This is a genomic window from Gemmatimonadaceae bacterium (assembly GCA_036273715.1).
Taxonomy (GTDB): Bacteria; Gemmatimonadota; Gemmatimonadetes; order Gemmatimonadales; family Gemmatimonadaceae; genus JADGGM01.
Window position 1 is genome coordinate 120,593 of record DASUHB010000072.1, and the last position, 18,210, is coordinate 138,802.

The 18,210-nt window shown below is 64.7% G+C and carries 18 protein-coding genes and 1 pseudogene; 16 read left to right on the forward strand and 3 right to left on the reverse strand.

The genetic code is table 11. From position 1 onward, the window contains the following. The first annotated feature begins 119 nt into the window (after nucleotides 1–119). From rpmH to mnmE, 5 genes and pseudogenes are all read left to right on the forward strand, one after another. Entirely contained in the window at nucleotides 120–284 is a 165-nt protein-coding gene (rpmH, locus tag VFW04_17555; protein HEX5181142.1) for a 50S ribosomal protein L34, read from the forward strand. 22 nt (nucleotides 285–306) lie between these two features. Further along, nucleotides 307–675: pseudogene (rnpA, locus tag VFW04_17560) on the forward strand (ribonuclease P protein component). Continuing rightward, a complete protein-coding gene (yidD, locus tag VFW04_17565; protein ID HEX5181143.1) occupies nucleotides 675–884 on the forward strand; it encodes a membrane protein insertion efficiency factor YidD in 210 nt (69 codons plus the stop codon). Before rnpA ends, yidD begins: the two are co-directional and overlap by 1 nt. A gap of 75 nt (nucleotides 885–959) precedes the next feature. Continuing rightward, on the forward strand, nucleotides 960–2,612 hold the full coding sequence (gene yidC, locus VFW04_17570; GenBank protein ID HEX5181144.1) for a membrane protein insertase YidC: 1,653 nt from the start codon (nucleotides 960–962) through the stop codon (nucleotides 2,610–2,612). A gap of 29 nt (nucleotides 2,613–2,641) precedes the next feature. Next, on the forward strand, nucleotides 2,642–4,027 hold the full coding sequence (mnmE, locus tag VFW04_17575) for a tRNA uridine-5-carboxymethylaminomethyl(34) synthesis GTPase MnmE (GenBank protein ID HEX5181145.1): 1,386 nt from the start codon (nucleotides 2,642–2,644) through the stop codon (nucleotides 4,025–4,027). 34 nt (nucleotides 4,028–4,061) lie between these two features. Here the strand turns inward: mnmE and VFW04_17580 are convergent, their stop codons facing one another. Further along, the gene (locus tag VFW04_17580) at nucleotides 4,062–5,000 is read right to left on the reverse strand and encodes a hypothetical protein (GenBank protein ID HEX5181146.1); all 939 of its coding nucleotides are present in this window, start codon (nucleotides 4,998–5,000) and stop codon (nucleotides 4,062–4,064) included. A 153-nt stretch (nucleotides 5,001–5,153) separates the two neighbouring features. Between VFW04_17580 and VFW04_17585 the strand changes: the two genes are divergently transcribed. After that, nucleotides 5,154–5,813, forward strand: a complete 660-nt coding sequence (locus VFW04_17585; GenBank protein HEX5181147.1) for a DUF2225 domain-containing protein — start codon at nucleotides 5,154–5,156, stop codon at nucleotides 5,811–5,813. 28 nt (nucleotides 5,814–5,841) lie between these two features. Here the strand turns inward: VFW04_17585 and upp are convergent, their stop codons facing one another. Then, the gene (gene upp, locus VFW04_17590) at nucleotides 5,842–6,489 is read right to left on the reverse strand and encodes a uracil phosphoribosyltransferase (protein ID HEX5181148.1); all 648 of its coding nucleotides are present in this window, start codon (nucleotides 6,487–6,489) and stop codon (nucleotides 5,842–5,844) included. Between the two features lie 27 nt (nucleotides 6,490–6,516). Between upp and VFW04_17595 the strand changes: the two genes are divergently transcribed. From VFW04_17595 to VFW04_17640, 10 genes are all read left to right on the forward strand, one after another. Then, nucleotides 6,517–6,705: a hypothetical protein gene (locus VFW04_17595; GenBank protein ID HEX5181149.1), complete on the forward strand. Its 189-nt coding sequence runs from the start codon at nucleotides 6,517–6,519 to the stop codon at nucleotides 6,703–6,705. A gap of 16 nt (nucleotides 6,706–6,721) precedes the next feature. After that, nucleotides 6,722–7,303, forward strand: a complete 582-nt coding sequence (locus VFW04_17600) for a TetR/AcrR family transcriptional regulator (GenBank protein ID HEX5181150.1) — start codon at nucleotides 6,722–6,724, stop codon at nucleotides 7,301–7,303. A gap of 69 nt (nucleotides 7,304–7,372) precedes the next feature. Next, nucleotides 7,373–7,981, forward strand: a complete 609-nt coding sequence (locus tag VFW04_17605; GenBank protein ID HEX5181151.1) for a YdcF family protein — start codon at nucleotides 7,373–7,375, stop codon at nucleotides 7,979–7,981. A 772-nt stretch (nucleotides 7,982–8,753) separates the two neighbouring features. Next, entirely contained in the window at nucleotides 8,754–10,484 is a 1,731-nt protein-coding gene (locus VFW04_17610) for a PQQ-dependent dehydrogenase, methanol/ethanol family (protein HEX5181152.1), read from the forward strand. Between the two features lie 86 nt (nucleotides 10,485–10,570). Further along, nucleotides 10,571–10,987 carry a hypothetical protein gene (locus tag VFW04_17615; GenBank protein ID HEX5181153.1) on the forward strand — a complete coding sequence of 139 codons (417 nt, stop codon included), beginning with the start codon at nucleotides 10,571–10,573 and terminating at the stop codon, nucleotides 10,985–10,987. A gap of 202 nt (nucleotides 10,988–11,189) precedes the next feature. Continuing rightward, entirely contained in the window at nucleotides 11,190–12,467 is a 1,278-nt protein-coding gene (locus VFW04_17620; GenBank protein ID HEX5181154.1) for a porin, read from the forward strand. 816 nt (nucleotides 12,468–13,283) lie between these two features. Beyond that, the gene (locus tag VFW04_17625) at nucleotides 13,284–15,089 is read left to right on the forward strand and encodes a methanol/ethanol family PQQ-dependent dehydrogenase (GenBank protein ID HEX5181155.1); all 1,806 of its coding nucleotides are present in this window, start codon (nucleotides 13,284–13,286) and stop codon (nucleotides 15,087–15,089) included. Nucleotides 15,090–15,109: 20 nt separating this feature from the next. Then, on the forward strand, nucleotides 15,110–16,093 hold the full coding sequence (locus VFW04_17630) for a substrate-binding domain-containing protein (GenBank protein HEX5181156.1): 984 nt from the start codon (nucleotides 15,110–15,112) through the stop codon (nucleotides 16,091–16,093). Nucleotides 16,094–16,197: 104 nt separating this feature from the next. Then, entirely contained in the window at nucleotides 16,198–16,767 is a 570-nt protein-coding gene (locus VFW04_17635) for a c-type cytochrome (GenBank protein ID HEX5181157.1), read from the forward strand. 89 nt (nucleotides 16,768–16,856) lie between these two features. Beyond that, nucleotides 16,857–17,654 carry a pentapeptide repeat-containing protein gene (locus VFW04_17640; protein ID HEX5181158.1) on the forward strand — a complete coding sequence of 266 codons (798 nt, stop codon included), beginning with the start codon at nucleotides 16,857–16,859 and terminating at the stop codon, nucleotides 17,652–17,654. On the opposite strand, the gene VFW04_17645 is transcribed toward VFW04_17640, so the two are convergent. Then, the gene (locus tag VFW04_17645; GenBank protein HEX5181159.1) at nucleotides 17,655–18,191 is read right to left on the reverse strand and encodes a hypothetical protein; all 537 of its coding nucleotides are present in this window, start codon (nucleotides 18,189–18,191) and stop codon (nucleotides 17,655–17,657) included. It abuts the gene before it with no gap. Nucleotides 18,192–18,210 lie beyond the last annotated feature (19 nt).

An 18,210-nucleotide genomic window follows, 5' to 3' on the forward strand; every position in this document is an offset into this window, starting at 1 on the left:
GTGGCGGCAACTCGAATTGCGGAGCGGCGCGCGAAAAGTGTGGCGTTGACCGGTGTGCGTGTGGTTGGTAGGTTTCATGTTCTGTCTGTTGTGAACGGAACACGCATTGGAGTAAGGACATGGGCAAGCCAACGTATCGTCCTCGGAACAAACGCCGCATTCGCACGCACGGATTTATGGAGCGGATGTCGACGCGTTGGGGGCGTGAGGTATTGAGTCGGCGTCGCAAGAAGGGTCGGAAGCGGTTGACCGTTCGGCTTCCGTCGAAGTACGCAGGCGCCTGAGCGTCGGCGGTTCACGCGCCCGCATCGGTTGACGCGGCGCGCGGAGTTGGAGCGAGTTACGCGCGAGGGGAAGCGCATCCGAACCGACAGCCTCGAGCTGCGGTGGATCGCTTCCCCTCTTGGACATCCGGGTGGGACGGGCGGGGGTGGGGGTGGGGGTGGGGGACGCGTCGGATTCATTGTGCCGAGGTATGCGGAGACTGCTGTGGCGCGCAATCGGCTCAAGCGGCGGCTGCGAGAGATCGCGCGCGTGGAGATTCTGCCTCGGATGGGCTCGTTGGACGCCATCATTCGAGCGCGGCCGGTAGCATATCGTGTCACGTTTGCCGAACTTCGGCGCGAGATGACACGTATGGGCGATGGATTGGTCGCCGAAGCGGAGCGCGAGTGATGCGGTGGGTGTTGATTTTTCTGGTGCGCGGCTATCAGGTCGCGCTCTCGCCGCTTCTGCCGTCGGCGTGCCGGTTCATGCCGAGTTGTTCGGCGTACGCCGTGGAGGCTTTGGAACGACATGGAGCGCTGCGCGGCGGATGGCTAACCATCCGCAGACTTGCGCGTTGCCACCCATTCTGTGTGGGCGGCTATGATCCGGTGCCTTGAGCCCGGCTGCGAATTGAAATGGAAAAACGATTCTGGATTTTTCTCGCGGTGGCGTTTGTCGTGTTGTACGGGACAATGCTGCTATTTCCGTCACCGCAGCAACCGAAACCGCAGGCAGGAGACTCGTCGGCGGTGCGCGATACCACGCACCGTGCGGTTGAGCCATCGAGGGTCGCGACGTCCGCGCCTGTTGTGCCGAGCCCCGCGAGAGTCGATACCACTGCGGTGTCGAACGCGCGGGTCGATACCATCGTGGTACACACATCGAACGCGACGTACCGAATCAGCACGCGCGGTGCGGCGCCGATCGGCGCCCGCATGGACGAGTTCCGTGCCTACTCGAAGGGCGATGGCAAGGTAGAGTTGGCGCGAAGCGGCTCGCCTCTGCTGTCGTATGCCGTGGTCTCGGAGAGTCGGGACACGATCTCGCTGGACCGCACTTCGTTCACCGTGGATTCATCGGCGCGCGGCGCGGGCGGGCTGCCAATCCTGCGGTTCCGCGGTGCGTTAGGCGCCGACACGGCGATGATCTCGTACACGTTCTCGCCGGACAGCTATCTGGTGCGGGTGAGCGGGTCCGTGCATTCCACCGGGGCCGCTTCGGGCGCACCGCGGGTGCTGGTCGTTTCGCTGCCCTCGTGGTTTCGATCATCGGAGGCGGACTCGGCCGAGGATGACCGGCACCTCGCGTTCGTGGTGAAGACGATGCGGGACGACCCCGAGAGCATCGACTTCTCGAAGCTCGACTCGACGGCCGCCCGGGTCCAGAACGGACCGCTCAACTGGGTGGCGAGCAAGAACAAGTACTTTCTGGTCGCGATGATGTCCGACACGGCGCGGTCACCGTTTGCGGGCGCCGTGTTCGAGGGCGTGCCGCGTCCGGCGAAGACGATGGCCGTTCGCGCATCCGGGCGCGTCATTCAGCAGCTGCCGGCGGATGGCACGTTCGCGTTCACGCTCTACATCGGGCCGCAGGAATGGCGGCGACTGCTCGCGTTAGGCCGCGAGATGCAGAACGTGAATCCGCACGGTTGGATTTTCCGGCCGATCGTCCAGCCGTTCATCACGCTGCTCATGCGGCTGTTGCTGTGGGCGCACGACATATCGCGGATCAACTACGGCTGGCTCGTCGTGATCTTCGGTGTCGCCATCCGCCTGCTGCTCTGGCCTCTGAACCAGAGCGCCATGCGCGCGCAGCTCAAGCTGCAGCGCATTCAGCCCGAGCTGCAGGTGATTCAGAAGAAGTTCAAGAATACGCCGGACAAGCTGAACGCGGAGATGATGAAGCTGTACCGCGAGCACGACATGAGTCCGTTCAGTCCGTTGGCGGGCTGCGTGCCGATGCTGATTCCGATGCCGGTGCTGTATGCGCTGTACTTCGTGTTCCAGGACACGATCGAATTTCGCGGCGTGTCGTTCTTGTGGATGGCGGACATCTCGCAGCGGGATCCGTACTACATCCTGCCGATTCTGATGGCCGTGTCGATGTTCTTCCTCTCGTGGATCGGCTTGCGGGCGTCGCCGCAGAACTCGCAGGCGAAGATGATGGCGTACACGATGCCGGTCGTCATGGGCGTGTTCTTCTATCGCTTGGCGGCGGGGCTCAATCTGTACTATGCGGTGCAGAACCTGGCGGCGATTCCGCAGCAGTGGTTGATTGCGCGCGAGCGAGCGAAGGCGGGGGTGCCGGCGACGTCGGCGGGGCCGGCCGGGGCGCGAGCCACGTAGCGTCGATGCGCATCGACGCCCGTTAGGCAGTGAGCGCGGTGCTTCCCGGCGCTGAAGACACGATCGCGGCGCTGGCGACACCGCCGGGGCGGAGCGCGATCGCTGTTGTGCGCCTCAGCGGTCCACTGGCCCACGACATCGCGAGGCGCCTCCTCGAACCGTGGCGGGCGACGCCCCGCGCGGCGTATCGCGCGACGCTCCGGGATCCATCGACGGGCCGCGTCATCGAGCGGCCGGTGGTGACGGTCTATCGCGCGCCACGCTCCTACACGGGCGACGACCTCGTCGAGCTGAGCGTGCACGGCGGGCACGTGGGGCCGGCGCGCGCGTTAGGCGCCTGCTTGGCGGCCGGCGCGCGCCTCGCGCTCCCGGGCGAGTTCACGCGCCGGGCGGTGGCAGCCGGCAAACTCGACGTGCTCCAGGCGGAAGCGATCGGGGACCTCATCGACGCCGAGTCGCAGGCGATGCACGATTCGGCTCTCGAGCAGCTGGAGGGGCGGCTGTCGCGCCGGGTCGCGGAGCTGCGCGAGTCGGTTCTGCGGGTGGAAGCGATGATCGCGTACGACATCGACTTCCCCGAGGAGGACAGCGGGCCGATCGAGCCCGCGCGCGTCGCGGAAGCGATCGCGGCGCTCGAGGACGCGCTCGAGCGTCTCCTCGGCACCGCGGCGGCGGGCGAGATGGTGCGGCGCGGCGCGCGGGTTGTATTGGCCGGCGCGCCGAACGTGGGCAAGTCGTCGTTGTTCAATGCGCTCGTGGGTCGGGAGCGGGCGATCGTGACGCCGATCCCGGGAACGACGCGGGATGCGATCGAGGCTGTCGTGGACCTGGGTGCGTGGCCGATCCGGTTGATCGATACGGCGGGTCTCCGCGCGTCGGCGGATCCGATCGAGCAGTTAGGCGTGGCGATGACCGAGCGAGCGCTGGCCGAGGCCGACGTGGTGCTGGCGTGCGGCGATAGCGCCTCGTCGTTAGGCGCGGCGGGCGCGGCGGCGCGCGCCCGGACGGCGGCGCCGGTGGTGCCGGTGCGGACGAAGGCCGATCTCCTGGCCCCGGCCGATTTAGTATCTGTGCGATACCAAAGCGAGTCGACGGTGGCGGTGAGTGCCGTCACCGGCGCCGGCCTGGCCGAGCTCAGGGAGCGGCTCGAGGCGATGATCGCGGGGCGTGTCGGCGAGGAGTGGCGCGACGCGCCGCTCTTGACGCGCGAGCGGCACCGCGCCGCGATCGCGTTGGCGCGCGCGGAGGTCGCCGCGTTCAAGCAGGCGTGGAGCGACGGCGAGGTCGGCGTGCCCATCGTGGTGGCCGCGGTTCACCTGCGAGCCGCGGCGATGGCGCTGGAATCGCTCATCGGCGCGATCGACGTCGAAGACGTGCTGGATCGCGTCTTCAGCACGTTCTGCGTGGGGAAATGAGCCGGCGCCGAGCCGGGGCCGCCCCGCGACTCCGTTAGGCGGTGGCCGCCGTCTCGTCGCCGGCGAGCATCTCCGTCGCCTCGGCGCGGAGACACCAGGGGAGGCCGCGCGCCGACACGGCGTTCTCCACCATCCTGCTCCCCACGTAATACCCCGACCGCTCGGGCAACACGTAGCCACCCGGCATCGTCCGCGCGTCGACCGGGAGTCCGTCGGCGAGGTATCGCAGGCGAAGGCCGAGCGCAGCCCGATCGAGTTCAGCGGCGACGTCGGCGGTGATCGTGTGCTCGAGGTCGCGGATGCGGGCATACTGGCGACGGTCGTAGCCGAAGTATTCCCATTCGGCGTGACCCGGGCTCACGGCGCGCGCGGCTTCGACAGCGAGTCCTTCGTTCACGAGCAGCTCGCGCAGCGATGCTCGACGGGCGGTGTCCCAGTACGAGTAATAGCCGCCGGCGGCATGCACGAGCCGACGCAATTCACTGCGTCCGTGCGGCGACGTGTAGCGGATCACATGCGCGACCTCGTGTGCGAGCCACGGACGAATGAGCTCGGGATCTAGTCCGAGCCCGTGCGTTTCTTCGCTTGCGACTGCAGTGAAATGTTCCAAGCAAATGACCGCGATGCCTTTACCATCGGTGACAAGCTCGCCGGCGTTCGCAGCGCCTACGCCAACCATGAGGACGACGTCGATGTCAACGTCTATGTCAAGCAGTTTGGAGCAGGCGGAGATTGTGTCTCGCGCGAGCGACAGGACGTCGGTGCGCTCCAACATCCCCACGAGGTCGTGCCGATTGGCCAGCACGGTGTTTCGTACCACCTCGTAGAAGTGTTCGCTCTCTGGATCGAGCACGTAGTTATGCCAATACGGTTCCAACACTCGGCGATTGGCATTGAAGTAGTTCTGGTAGGCAGCGATGGGATCGCTGTTGTCGACAACGGCAAAGAAATCGGGAACCAGGTCAATCAGCATGGCACCGGAGGAGGGAACCGGACTGGACGTGTGCGACCGATGTCGTCAGGACGCGGGAAGATACCGGCGAGCGGAAACTGCTACAAGAGGAAACACATCTGTGGCACGCAACTTTCCTTGATCATTCGGGCGAGAGGAGGCAGGAGCGAGAGGATGACCACGCTGAAGCAAATTGACCTGACGTGTCCCATCTGCGAGACCCGCTTTACGTCGCACGCGGTGCTGTCGACGAATTCGTTCGGCGGCAAGCGTACCGACTTTCATGAGCGGGCCGCGGGCGCCCAACCGTTGCCGTATCTGATTCACATTTGCGGGCGGTGCGGATACGCCGGTGGCGAGCGCGACTTCAGCGATGAAGCGGACGTCAGTCCCGTGTTGCGCGAGCACGTGTTGGACGAGCTCGCGCCCAGGCTGCCGGAAGTGGGCGGCACGATTCCGGGTTCGGCAAAGTACGAGTTTGCGGCGAAGGTCGCGGCGTGGCAGGGCGCGGAACCGCGGCGCATTGCCGATCTGTATTTGCGCGCGGCGTGGTGCTGCGTGGATGAGGGCGACGTCGAGGCGGAGCGATACTTCCGCCGACACGCGGCGTGGCAGTTCGAGGCGGCGCTCTCGAGCTACGATGGCGCAGAGCGAGAGGAGCGGGCGGTGCTCACGTATCTTGTCGGTGAGCTCTGGCGCCGCATCGGCGACCTCGCGTTAGCCGGCGAGTGGTTCGATCGCGTGGAATCCGAAGTCATGGATCCCGCTGCCCAACGCTGGGTGTTGGACGCCGCATGGCAACAGCGGAGCTGCCCCCGCGATTGGTTCGAGTGAGCGCGACTCGGCGCGCACCGGGCGGCTGTCAGCGCGTTCCAAAAATGCGATCGCCGGCGTCGCCGAGGCCCGGCAGAATGTATCCCTGCGCGTTGAGCTCGCGGTCGAGCGCGGCTGCGTAGATCGGAACGTCGGGGTGCGCACGCTGCATGCGCTCGATACCTGGGGGCGCCGCGACGATGCAGAGAAACCGGACGCGCGTGGCGCCGGCTCGTTTGAGCGATGACACTGCGGCAACGGCGCTTCCTCCCGTCGCCAACATCGGATCGAGCACGAAAAAGTGCCGTTCGGCCACGTCGCCGGGCACCTTGAAATAGTAGTCCACCGGTTCGAGTGTATCGTGATCGCGATACATTCCGATGTGCCCAACACGTGCCGATGGAACCAGCCGCAACACACCTTCCACCATGCCGAGTCCTGCGCGCAGCACCGGGACGAGCGTGAGCTTCTTTCCGCTCACACGGCGTCCGCGCATCGACTCGAGCGGTGTATTGACGTCCACCGTCTCGAGCGAGAGATCGCTCGTCGCCTCGTAGGCCATGAGCATCGCGATCTCCTCGACCAGCTCCTTGAACAACTTCGTCGTCGTCGTGCGGTCTCGCGCGATCGAGAGCTTGTGCTCGATCAGCGGGTGGCGGCTGACGATCAAGTTGCCCAGCGCAGGGGTGGTGTGCATGGGCCGCAAACTAGTATCTTCGGCCGAATGAAAGAATATCAGGCGGTGATCCTTCGGCTCACGCGACGATCGCAGGAGGACGAAGATGCGCTCACCGATTTGCTCAACGAGCGAAGCCGTGGTGGATGGGAGCCCGCGCTGATGACGCAGGACGGCCAGCGGCTGACGGTCGTGTTCCAACGGACATCGCCGGGAGAGTCGCGTGTCGCCGGCTGACGGGGCAGAATTCAGAGTGACGAACACGGAACACCGGCCGCGTCTCGAGGCGGCCGAACGGATTTTGCGCGCTGCCGTGCGGTGCATCGTGTCATCGGGCGCTGCGGCGCTCACGATGCACGACGTGGCCGAAGAAGCAGAAGTGAGCAAGGGGCTCATTCACTATCATTTTCACGACAAGGACACGCTGCTCGCGCGCGTCGTGGAATGGATGGGCCAGAACCTGGTGTCACGAGAGCGCGCAGCGCTCGAGAACTCCACACCGCGCCACGCAATCGATGATCTGTGGGCGTGGCTTGCCGCCGAGCTGGATCGCGGACATCTGCGGGTGCTGCTCGAGCTGGCGCAGTGGCGAAATCCGCTCGTGCGGAGAGCGATTCACTCGGCGAACCTCGCTCGCCGCGAGGCGTCCGCCTCTTCGATCGAACGACTCTTCGCCTTACTGGCGCTGCGCCCCCGCATCCCGGCGAGACTTCTGGCCGATGTGGTCGTGCCGTTCGTCGATGGACTGGCGATGACCATGGGCGTGGATGCGGAGTTCAATCCGCGCGCGGCATTCGATGTTCTCTGGCTCTCGCTGCTGACGCTCACGGACTAACGCGACCGCCACGCGCAGGACAGTGCGGTCTCTTGCCACAACCGGTCGCTTGCGGCCAGGTTCGCCGCCATGAAGCGCCGAAGATCTCTGAAAGCGCGCATCCTCGGCGCGGTCGCAGTCGCCGTGTTTCTGGGTTGGGTCGCGATGGTGATCGCCGTGATCGTGGTGGGCGCGCGCGATCAAGCGGCTCCGGCGAACGCGATCGTCGTGTTGGGCGCGGCCCAATACGAAGGGCATCCATCGCCGGTGCTCCGCGCACGGTTAGACCATGCGCTGGACTTGTATCAGCGATCGCTGGCGCCACTCGTGATCGTGACAGGAGGAACCGGCGCCCGCGACACGACGAGCGAAGCGCAGGTGAGCCGGCGGTTCCTGCTCGAGCGGGGCGTTCCGGACAGCTCGATCGTGATGGAGACCCACGGACTGACCACGAGCCAGTCCATCCATGCGGTTGCTGCGATCGTGTCGGCACTGCCGGGGCAGCGGGTGATTCTCGTGAGCGACCCATTTCACATGTTGCGTCTCTCGATTCTCGCGCACGCATTAGGTCTGACGCCGTTGACGTCACCGACCCGGACGAGTCCGATTTCGAATCGGGCGAGCGCGCGTTGGAAGTATGTGTTTGCGGAATCGCTCAAGGCGCCGCTGGCATTTGTGATCGAGCGAATCTCGGACTAACAGGCCGCGCTGGCGCAAATAAGAGTCGTTACTGTCGGAAGCCTGGCGCGACTTTATGCGCTCCAACCGGGCGCGAACACGCGGCGCGAGTCGACTAACGGCTCTCTGCGAGGCGTCTCCGAAGCCGGCTGTCTGGTGCCATACTCTGGCGGGAGGCGCGGAGGATGGGGCCTTTTCTGCCCCGTGGGACGGGACCAGGGACGATGCATTGAACTGCCTTACGTAAGCGTGTAGGTGGCGTAGCCTCTTGCGTATCTGCCAAGAAACACATCACATTGTCGCCGCCGGCTGTCTTTACACCAGCGCGGCATCTTTTCGCCGCGGGAGATCCCTGATGGCGAGGGGAGCTCCGGACCGGTAGGCCCCAGTCGCGGCGTCGGGCCGCAGGCGGCTACCTATTTTGTCGTACCGTTTGAGCTCTTGTCGTCGAGTGTTTTCTCCTCGTGAGGCGCTGTGCGGTGCTGACGGTTTCGCACCCGCCCTACAGCATTTGTTTCCGCTTTCGCATCGGAGCCATTTTTTCGTGGGCTACTATCGGTGCGTGTCTCATCGGTCGCATCCTGTCGACGAATATTTTCTCGCCGCAACGGGTCGAGAGCTGGTTGGCGTGTAAGGGGTCGGCTCTGGTCGGGTCGCTGTCGCTCGAGCGCGGGCTGTTGTCGGGTGCGGAGCGGCCGGGTGGGTGGTGTGGCGGGTCGAGAGGCGATGAATGGAGCTCGCAGTTGGCCGGTTATTGAAGCGTCGCAGTAACTCTCTCATGGGAGGTTCGTGCATGCGAATCCCAAGGCTACTCGTCGCCGTCGCCGCTGCGGCGCTGTGTGTCGGACGCGTCGCCGCGCAGGAGCAAGTGGAGACGACGAAGGGGAAGGCGTCGCAGGAGCCGAGCTTTACCAGCGTGACCGACCAGATGCTGCTGGATGCGCGGCAGCATCCCAACAGCTGGGTGACGTACGGGCACGACTACTGGAATCAGCGTTGGTCGACGCTCAATCAAATCAACACGTCTAACGTTGGGACGTTGCACGTGGCGTGGATGTACCAGACCGGGATATCGCGGTTAGGCTCTTTCGAGACGAGTCCGATCGTGATCGACGGCGTGATGTATCTGACGACGCCGTACAACACCGCCATGGCGGTGAACGCGCGGACGGGGAAGGAGATCTGGCGGTACGAGCACAAGCAGAGCATCGCGTCGCCGATCTACTGCTGCGGTCCGAACAATCGCGGGGTTGCGATTTCCGAGGGCACGGTGTTCATGGCGACGCTCGACGCGCATCTGGTGGCGCTCGATGCGAAGACGGGGGCCGTGCAGTGGGATGTGCAGGTGGAGGATCCCGAAGCGGGGTACAGCGAGACGATGGCGCCGCTGATCGTGGGCGACAAAGTGATCGTCGGCATCTCCGGCGGGGAGTACGGCATTCGCGGATTCGTTCGCGCGTACAACAAGAGCAACGGCCAGCCGCTGTGGACGGCGTACACGGTGTTCGACAAGGGATGGGAAGGAAAATTTACGCCGACGACTAACGAGGGCGAGCCGTTGCATCGCAACATCGACGCGGAAAAGGCGGCGATGGCGCAATACGGCGACGCGTGGCAGCGGGGCGGGGGCGGCGTGTGGATGACGCCGACCTATGATCCGGCATCGCATCTTCTATTCTTCGCGGTGGGAAATCCCTCGCCGGATCTCGACGGGTCGGTACGGCCGGGCGATAATCTCTGTACTGACTGTATCATGGCGGTGGACGCCAACGACGGCACGGTGAAGTGGTACTACCAGGAAGTGCCGCACGACGTTTGGGATCTGGATGCGGTGAGTCCGCCGGTGCTGGTCAAGCTGAAGGATGGGACGACGGCGGTGGCGCAGGCGGGGAAGACGGCGTGGGTCTACGTGTTGAACGCGGCGACGGGGAAGCTGATCCGGAAGTCGGCGCCGTTCAACCGGCTGGAGAACATGTTCGCGCAGCCGACGCCCGAGGGGACGCGGATGCTGCCGGGCGCGAACGGCGGCTCGGAGTGGTCGGCGCCGGCGGTGGATCCAACGTTAGGTTACATGTACGTGTTAGGCATCGAGCAGCCGATGCACTACATCACGCACAGCGCGCCGTTCGAGAAGGGCAAGCTGTGGCTGGGCTCGGCGTTCAAGGCGGTGCCGGGCGAGCGGCAGTACGGGACGTTCAGCGCGGTGAATCTGAATACGGGGAAGATCGCCTGGCAGGTGGAGACGGAGCAGCCGATGATCGGCGGGGCGATGGCGACGGCGGGGAACCTGGTGTTCGTCGGCGAGGGCAACGGGCACTTCAACGCCTTCGATGCGCGCACGGGCAAGAAGTTATGGATGTTCCAGGCGGGCGCGGGCTGCAATGCGCCGCCCGTGACCTACATGCAGGATGGCAAGCAGTACATCGCGGTCGCGTGCGGCGGAAACTTTCAAATGGGCTATCCGTTAGGCGATGCGGTCATGGTGTTCACCCTCCCGGGGGCGGCGCCCAAGTCGTCGAAGTAGCCGAGGGGGGCAGGCCGGTGCGGGCGGGGCGAAGGATGCCGCCCGCGCGGGCGCGAGGTGGATGCGGCCGTCACGGAGGGCACGCGATGCGGCGATTGGCGGTTGGCCTGACCGGCGGGTTGATCTGTGTGCTGGGGGCGTTTGCCGCGGGTCGTCGGAGTGACGGGGCGGCGATGCAGCCGCGGCGTGCGGCGCTGCTGAACGGCGCCGATTGGGCGGCGTATGGCCCGAAGGAGAAGGATGCGTACCTGAGTGGATTCATCGCGGGGGCGGGGGCGGAGCAAGCTCGCGCGCTTGCGGCCTTGGCTGGTGACTCGCTCGACAGCAGCGCGGTCTCGAGCAGTGCGATCACGCGGCTCGCGGACGAGAAGCAGCTTCGATTTTCGTATGCGCCGTCGGTGTATGCGGCACAGGTCGACGACTTCTACTGGTGGGTTGACCATCGGGAGATTCCGATCGTGGACGTGATGGTCACGATCAATCGTCAGATGAAGGATCGATAGCGATCCACGGCCGGTGACGGCACTACGATCACGTTCACCGTATTGGGAGGTGGGGCCACAGAGGTGATTTCTCTTCGCGCCGCTACGCCCGCAGCGGCGGGGCCTTTGAGCAAAAAAAGGTAGGTCGACGATTCAGCGATTCCGTGGATGCGAGCTCTTCACGGTTTGGTTGGACACTCAAACTCGACTGGGAGAAGTAACCATGAAACGATCCGCACTCTGGTGTATCGCCCTGATGCTGGCCGGCGTTAGCACGGCACGGGCGCAGGGTCTCACGATGCAGATGAGTAACGGATGGTCGTTTACCTTCACGGGCAACGTCAATGCGTTTCTCGTGTACACGAATGGAAGCGTGGATTCGGCGCTCGGTCCGATCGACGGTGGTCTGGTTGGTCCGGAGCGCGTGACCCGCATTCGCACGGGCTTGCTGCCGGGCTTCGCGAATTTCGAGGCCGCCGGCAAGGAAGGCGACCTGGATCTCAAGGTGCACTTTGGATTCGCGCCGCAGATCAACAGCAACAGCCTGCACGACAACTTCGGCGCGCAGATCGACATGCGCGAGGTGTATCTCACGTTAGGCGGCTCGTGGGGCACCATTCTCGCCGGCCGCGAGCTGGGACTCTTCCAGCGGCAGAACATCCTGACCGACATGACGTTGTTCGGAACGGGGGCCAGCGGCGGCACGTTAGGCGCGGGCGGCACGACGTTGGGCCGCATCGGGTTCGGGTACGTCTATCCGAACTTCAACGCGCAGATCACGTACAGCACGCCGGCGGGCCGGCCGACGCAGTTCGCGATCGGACTGTTCGATCCGAGCGTGGTGTGCGGACCGAGCCCGTGCGCGGCCGCAACCGATGCATCGTATCAAGGCACACGGCTGCCGCGCGTCGAAGCGGAGCTGAGCTGGACCGGCAACATGGGCGCGAGCAGCGCGAGCGGTCAGATGGCCAGCGCCAACAAGATCATGTTGTGGGTGAACGGCACGTGGCAAAACACGAATCTCTCGGCTGTCTCGACGCCTGATTCGAATCCGAGCATCAATTCGGCGGGTGTCGGCGGCGGCGCGAAGATCGATGTGAACGGGTTCTCGCTCGTTGGATCCGGGTACTACGGAAGCGGGATCGGAACCACGTTGATGTTCGGTCAGTTGGATGGAAGCGCAATCGATCCGGCGCTCCAGGCGCGCAAGTCATGGGGCTACCTCGGTCAGGTGCAATACAGCCAGCCCGGCACGCACTGGACGATTGGTGGAAGCTGGGGTGAGAGCCATCTCGATGAGAGCGACGGCGACAAGGCCTTCCTGGATGGCGATCCTGATCCGCTCGTGAAGTACAACCGCGCTGCGGACGTCATGCTGACGTACCAGTGGACGAAGTCGCTCCGCTGGGTGCTCGAGTACACGTGGGCGCGTGCGGCGTCGTACGCCGGCTCGCAGAACACGTCGAACCAGGGCGCAACGGGATTCATGCTGTTCTTTTAAAGGCGGACAAGTCCGGACAAGACGGACAAGGCCGGACGGTTTAAAGGCGGACAAGTCCGGACAAGACGGACAAGGCCGGACGGTTTAAAGGCGGACAAAGCCGGACAAGCCTGACAAGGCCGGACGGTTTAAAGGCGGACAAGGCCGGACAAGCCTGACAAGGCCGGACGGTTTAAAGGCGGACAGGCTACAAGTCTGACAAAGCCGGACGAGGCCGGTCTGAAGGCGGGAGAAGTAAGAGAGCGCGGGCGGGTCCTCGGGGATCCGTCCGCGTTGTCATCTGTGCGCCTGGTCAGTCGCGAGCGCAATTGCGGCACGGGAAGCGAGCGCGGCCTGCTTGACACGCTCTCCGGTGGTCTTCAGTTTCTTGCTCCGCCGAGGGACGGCTGATCGCGTTGTGGGAGAGAACCAGGAGTGAGGGGTTGCCGATTGCTCAGGCGCTGTGCAGGATATGTCGGATGGGTGTTCGGATGGGTGTAATGATTTGATTTGTCACACCACCGACACGAGGGACGCATCGGCGGGCAGCACCCGTGAGCCCGCCGGCATGACAGAGTGAGCGCGCGAGCACTGCGCGCGGCGTGACGAAATAGATCGCACAAGTTCGAGCGAAGACCGTTTTCAACTCACGTAGTGGTACGCGTCAGTGTGAGGTGCGATGGTCTGCAGCGAGAGAAGTCCTCCTCGATGTGGCACGCTGTTCCGCTGTTGCCCCAGCGGAACTAGCCCCAGTGCGGCCCCAACCGCGAGGCCTGGCGGCACAGCGTGCGGATGCGCGGTCATGCTCAATCCTCACTCTCCACAAGGGGCAGCATCATGAATCGCTTTACCCGCTTCTCTTCTTGGGCGGTCCTCGCAGGCACGTTGGCCGTTGGCGCATCAGCCGCCAGCGCCCAGCAACAGCTGATCGAGGCCTCCAAGAATCCGGGCCAGTGGGTCATGCCGGGGAGGACGTATGATCTGCAGCGGCATAGTCCGCTCAAGCAGATCACCACGGCGAACGTCAAAGACCTGCAGGTTGCCTGGACGTTCTCGACCGGCGTGCTTCGCGGGCACGAAGGTAATCCGTTAGTCATAGGCCATGTGATGTACGTGCACTCGGCGTTCCCGAACAAAGTGTTCGCGCTCGATCTTGCGAAGGCTGGCGCACCGCAGATCTGGCAGTTCACACCGGAACAGCCGGCCGACGTGATTCCGATCGCATGTTGCGACGTCGTGAATCGCGGTCTTGCGTACAGCCCGAAGTACGATCGCCTCTACATCGAATTGTTGTCCGGCGATCTGCTCGCGCTCGATGCGAAGACCGGCAAGCAGGTGTATCGGGTGAAGAGCGCGGACTACAAGAAGGGCGAGACGATGACTAACGCGCCGCTCGTGGTCGGCGACGTCGTCGTGACGGGCATCTCGGGCGGCGAGTTCGGTGTTCGTGGTCGTGTGACCGCGTTCAGCGCGGTGGACGGCAAGGAGCTGTGGCGGGGCTACAGCACGGGCCCCGACAAGGACGTGCTGATCACGGCGAACACCCTCAAGTCGCCGTATCCGAGCGACCAGGGCACCGACCTTGGCGTGTCGACGTGGCAGGGCGATCAATGGGAGCGCGGTGGCGGTACGACGTGGGGTTGGTACTCGTACGATCCCGATCTCAACCTGTTCTACTACGGCAGCGGAAATCCGGGCGTATGGAATCCGGATCAGCGTCCCGGCGACAACAAGTGGTCGATGTCGATTTGGGCGCGCAATCCGCAGACGGGTGAGGTGAAGTGGGTCTACCAGATGACGCCGCACGACGCGTGGGACTATGACGGCGTGAACGAGATGGTGCTGTTCGACAAGGACGGGAAGAAGCTGTTGGCGCACTTCGACCGCAACGGCTTCGGATACACGCTCGATCGCACCACCGGCAAAGTGCTCGTAGCGGAGCCTTACGGCCCGGTGAATTGGGCGACCAAGATCGACTTGACGACAGGTCGTCCCGTCGAGGATCCTGCAAAGCGCACGAACGCGAAGGGCAACACGCAGGGCATCTGCCCCGCCGCGATCGGGTTCAAGGATCAGCAGCCGTCGTCGTACGATCCTGAAACTGGTTTGTTCTTCGTGCCGACCAACAACATCTGCATGGACTACGAGGGCGTCGAGGTGAAGTACTCGGCCGGACAGCCGTACGTGGGAGCCATCGTGCGGATGTTCCCCGGTCCCGGCGGCAACCGTGGCGCCGTGATCGCGTGGGATCCGATGAAGGGCAAGATCGTGTGGAAGGACAAGGAGAATCTGGCGGCGTATGGTGGCACGATGAACACCGCCGGCGGCGTGGTCTTCTACGGCACGATGGAAGGCTGGCTCAAGGCGGTCGACGCCAAGACCGGCAAGCTGCTGTGGGAGTTCAAGACGCCTTCGGGAATCATCGGCAGCCCGATGACGTATGTCGGTCCTGATGGCAAGCAGTATGTGGCGGTGCTGTCGGGTATCGGCGGCTGGGCGGGCATCGGCGTGGCCGCGGGCATCGGCGCAGAGGATCCGACGGCTGGTCTCGGAGCACTCGGCGCATTTGGCGATGCCGGACACTATTCGAACCAGGGTGGTGTATTGACGGTGTTCGCACTGCCTGGCGCCGCAAAGCCGTAAGCGAACGAGACGTGCAGGAAGTGATCGAACCCGGTGTCGGAGCGATCGTGCTCCGGCACCGGGTTGATCGCGTTAGGCAGTGGCAGTCACTCTTTCGAAAGAAGGACACCATGCAGTACTTGCATCGCAGCTGGGTTCGTGGCGCCGCTGTCGCGCTGATCGGCATTCTGGCCGGCGCCGGGTCGAGCGCGCGGGCGCAGGGGGAGAAGGTCAAGCCCCAGGGGGCGGAGCCGCCGAGCGATTTTCCGATCACGCAGGCGTGGAAGGATTTCAAGATGCTGCGCGTGTGCGGCGATCCGGAGAACATGCCCTTCTCGGACCGGCAGCAACAGGGTTTCGAAAACAAGATCGCCGATGTCCTCGCCAGTGCGTTAGGCGACTCGGTGGTGTACACCTGGTGGCCGCATCGGCGCGGGTTCGTGCGCAACACGCTGAGCGCATCGGAGTGCGACGTGGTGATGGGCGTCCCGGCCGGATACGACCCGGTGCTGACCACGAGTCCGTACTACCGGTCGACGTACTACATCGTGACGCGCGCCGATCGCCATTTGAACATCCGGTCGCTGGACGATCCGCGGCTCAAGTCGTTGAAAGTCGGCGTCGGTCTGATCGGCGACGACTACACGAACACGCCGCCGGCGCAGGCGTTGGGCACTCATGGCGTGACGCAGAACGTGCGCGGATTCAGTCTGTTTTACGATGAAGACACCCATCCGCAGGACATCGTGAACGCGGTGGCGAATGGGACGATCGACGTGGCGCTGGTGTGGGGGCCGGTGGCTGGGTATTTCGCCAATGCGTCATCGGTGCCGCTGAGCCTGGCCGCGCTCCCGGACTCCGACAGCGCGAGCGGTGTGCGGTTTGCGTACGACGTTGCGATCGGGGTCCGTCACTCGGATCGCGAATTCAAGGCAACGCTCGACTCGTTGCTAACGGAGAAGCGGGATACGATTCAAGGGATCCTGCGGGCCTATCACGTGCCGACGCTGGAGCTCAAGCCCTGAGGCGGCCGGTCGGGCCAACCATTCACCTCAAGTCGGTTGAAACCACTCGAACCCGACGCCGACGCGATACAGAATCAATGAACCTGCCGAACGAACACTCTCCGATGCGTGGCCGGCGTACCTTCAGTCACCGGGCCGGCGGCCTGTGTTTCTTTGCCGTGTGCCTGGTGGCGGTGGCGGCCTTCGCGTGCTCGAAGGACAGCGCAACGGCGCGGGCATCGACCGCGACACCCGCCGGCTCGACCGCGACCGTCGCGGCAGCGAAGCCGGGGGACACGGTGACGGTGCCCACGGGGACGTACTGCGACAAGCCTAACGATTCGGCCGAGGTGTGGAACGAGGCGAATCATCATCGGTCGGATCCGCTGGCGGTCTCGCAGCAGGAGTACGATGGCTGGAAGATGTTCCACGTCTACTGCTATCGGTGCCACGGGACGGACGCGTTGGGCAGCGACATCGCGCCCAATCTTCGTCACTCGTTAGGCCCGGAAGGCGGCGTGAACAAGGCGTGTTTCATCACGACCGTCTGGAACGGGCGGCCGCCGAAGGGCATGCCGACGTGGAGCACGCTCCTCGATTCGACGCAGATCAACAACCTGTACGCCTACGTGACGGCCCGCAGCATGGGCGGGTTGGCGCCGGGGCGGCCCCACCTCGGGCAGGTATCGAAGTAGACCAACGGTCGGAGACGGGGAACGAGGGGAAGAGGGTGCGGTGCAGCACCCTCTTCGCGTTTGCCGGCTATGCGATGCGAGGTGTGCGGATGCGGAGACTCGCTGTGATGCTGGCCGGCGCGGCCGCGATGGCCGTGGCGTCGACGGTTGCGTTAGGCTGCGACCGGCCGGGCCGGTCCGGCGCGGCGCCAGAGACGGCGGGGACGGCGGTCGCCGACGCGGGGCGGCGGTTGACGCGCGATCAAGTGATCGCCGCGCTCGCGCGGGCGACGGACCAGCGGCCGGCGAATTTTGCGGGAGATGATCTCTCGGGCCTGGATCTGTCCGGCGTCGACTTCAAAGAGGCGAACCTCAGTCGCGCCCGGCTCGTGGGGACGCGCTTCGTGCACGCGAGAATGTTCGGCGTGACGCTGAGCGGCGCGGTGGCCCAGGGAGCGGACTTCTCGAACGCCGTGTTGGACGTATCGGTAATGCGCGGCACCGATCTCAGTCGCGCGTCGTTCCGCGACGCGAGCCTATACGCGGCGATCATGATCGGCGCCAACCTCACCGATGCGGATCTCACGCGGGCGCGTGTGATCGCCGCGCTCAACAACGCGACGTTGGTGCGGGCGAAGCTCGACAGCGCGAACCTCGGTGCGGACCGCGGCAATCAGCCGATGGGCCTCATGTTCACGAATCTCACCGACGCGGATCTTTCCGGCGCCGACCTCTCTCATGCGAATTTGCAGAAGGCGTCGTTGGTGCGGGCCACGCTGACTGGCGCGAATCTCGCCGGCGCCGACGTCTCGTACGCGGACTTCGATCAGGCCATCGTGACACGGGTGCGCGGCACGAGCGAGCTCGTCGGCCTGTCGAGAGCGCTCCATGTGCCTAACACATGGTGATCAGCCGAGCTTGGCCCACCAGCGATGGGGCCAGCGGGCGCGGATCGCGCCATCGAGGCCGAAGCAGCGGCCGGCGTGGCCGGCGACGAAGGAGATCATCATGGCGAGCAGCATGACGTGAAAGCCTTGCTGGCCCGAGCTCATGTGCTGCACGGCGAGCCCGTAGAAGATCACCTGGACCATCCCGCACACGGCGCCTACCGATGTGAACAGGCCGAGGGTGAGCGAGAGGCCGACCGCGGCTTCGCCGAGTCCGGTGAGGGGGGCGAAGATGTGTGCGTTAGGAATGACGGTGTGCAGGAGGAAATCGCGGTACCCGCCGAACGGATTGTCGGCGGCGTATTTGGAGAGCAGTTTCGGCATCACCGCGATCCAGCGGTGGTTGGCCGTTGGAACCGGCAGGAAGCCCCAGGCGAGCGCGATGGTCAGCTTGGTGAACAAGCTCCTGACGAACCAGATGCCGACGACAATCCGGGTGAATGCGAGCGCGCATTGCGGCGTACGCATGCCGGAACTGGATTCAACACTGGACGTCATCGCAGGTTCTCGGTGAGGG

Coding starts and splice junctions, on each gene's coding strand:
- VFW04_17585 (HEX5181147.1), top strand. CDS start 5,154: ATGACCACGCTGAAGCAAATTGACCTGACGTGTCCCATCTGCGAGACC.
- VFW04_17580 (HEX5181146.1), bottom strand. CDS start 5,000: ATGCTGATTGACCTGGTTCCCGATTTCTTTGCCGTTGTCGACAACAGC.
- VFW04_17620 (HEX5181154.1), top strand. CDS start 11,190: ATGAAACGATCCGCACTCTGGTGTATCGCCCTGATGCTGGCCGGCGTT.
- yidD (HEX5181143.1), top strand. CDS start 675: ATGCGGTGGGTGTTGATTTTTCTGGTGCGCGGCTATCAGGTCGCGCTC.
- upp (HEX5181148.1), bottom strand. CDS start 6,489: ATGCACACCACCCCTGCGCTGGGCAACTTGATCGTCAGCCGCCACCCG.
- yidC (HEX5181144.1), top strand. CDS start 960: ATGCTGCTATTTCCGTCACCGCAGCAACCGAAACCGCAGGCAGGAGAC.
- VFW04_17645 (HEX5181159.1), bottom strand. CDS start 18,191: ATGACGTCCAGTGTTGAATCCAGTTCCGGCATGCGTACGCCGCAATGC.
- VFW04_17640 (HEX5181158.1), top strand. CDS start 16,857: ATGCGGAGACTCGCTGTGATGCTGGCCGGCGCGGCCGCGATGGCCGTG.
- VFW04_17615 (HEX5181153.1), top strand. CDS start 10,571: ATGCGGCGATTGGCGGTTGGCCTGACCGGCGGGTTGATCTGTGTGCTG.
- VFW04_17595 (HEX5181149.1), top strand. CDS start 6,517: ATGAAAGAATATCAGGCGGTGATCCTTCGGCTCACGCGACGATCGCAG.
- VFW04_17605 (HEX5181151.1), top strand. CDS start 7,373: ATGAAGCGCCGAAGATCTCTGAAAGCGCGCATCCTCGGCGCGGTCGCA.
- VFW04_17625 (HEX5181155.1), top strand. CDS start 13,284: ATGAATCGCTTTACCCGCTTCTCTTCTTGGGCGGTCCTCGCAGGCACG.
- rpmH (HEX5181142.1), top strand. CDS start 120: ATGGGCAAGCCAACGTATCGTCCTCGGAACAAACGCCGCATTCGCACG.
- VFW04_17635 (HEX5181157.1), top strand. CDS start 16,198: ATGCGTGGCCGGCGTACCTTCAGTCACCGGGCCGGCGGCCTGTGTTTC.
- VFW04_17610 (HEX5181152.1), top strand. CDS start 8,754: ATGCGAATCCCAAGGCTACTCGTCGCCGTCGCCGCTGCGGCGCTGTGT.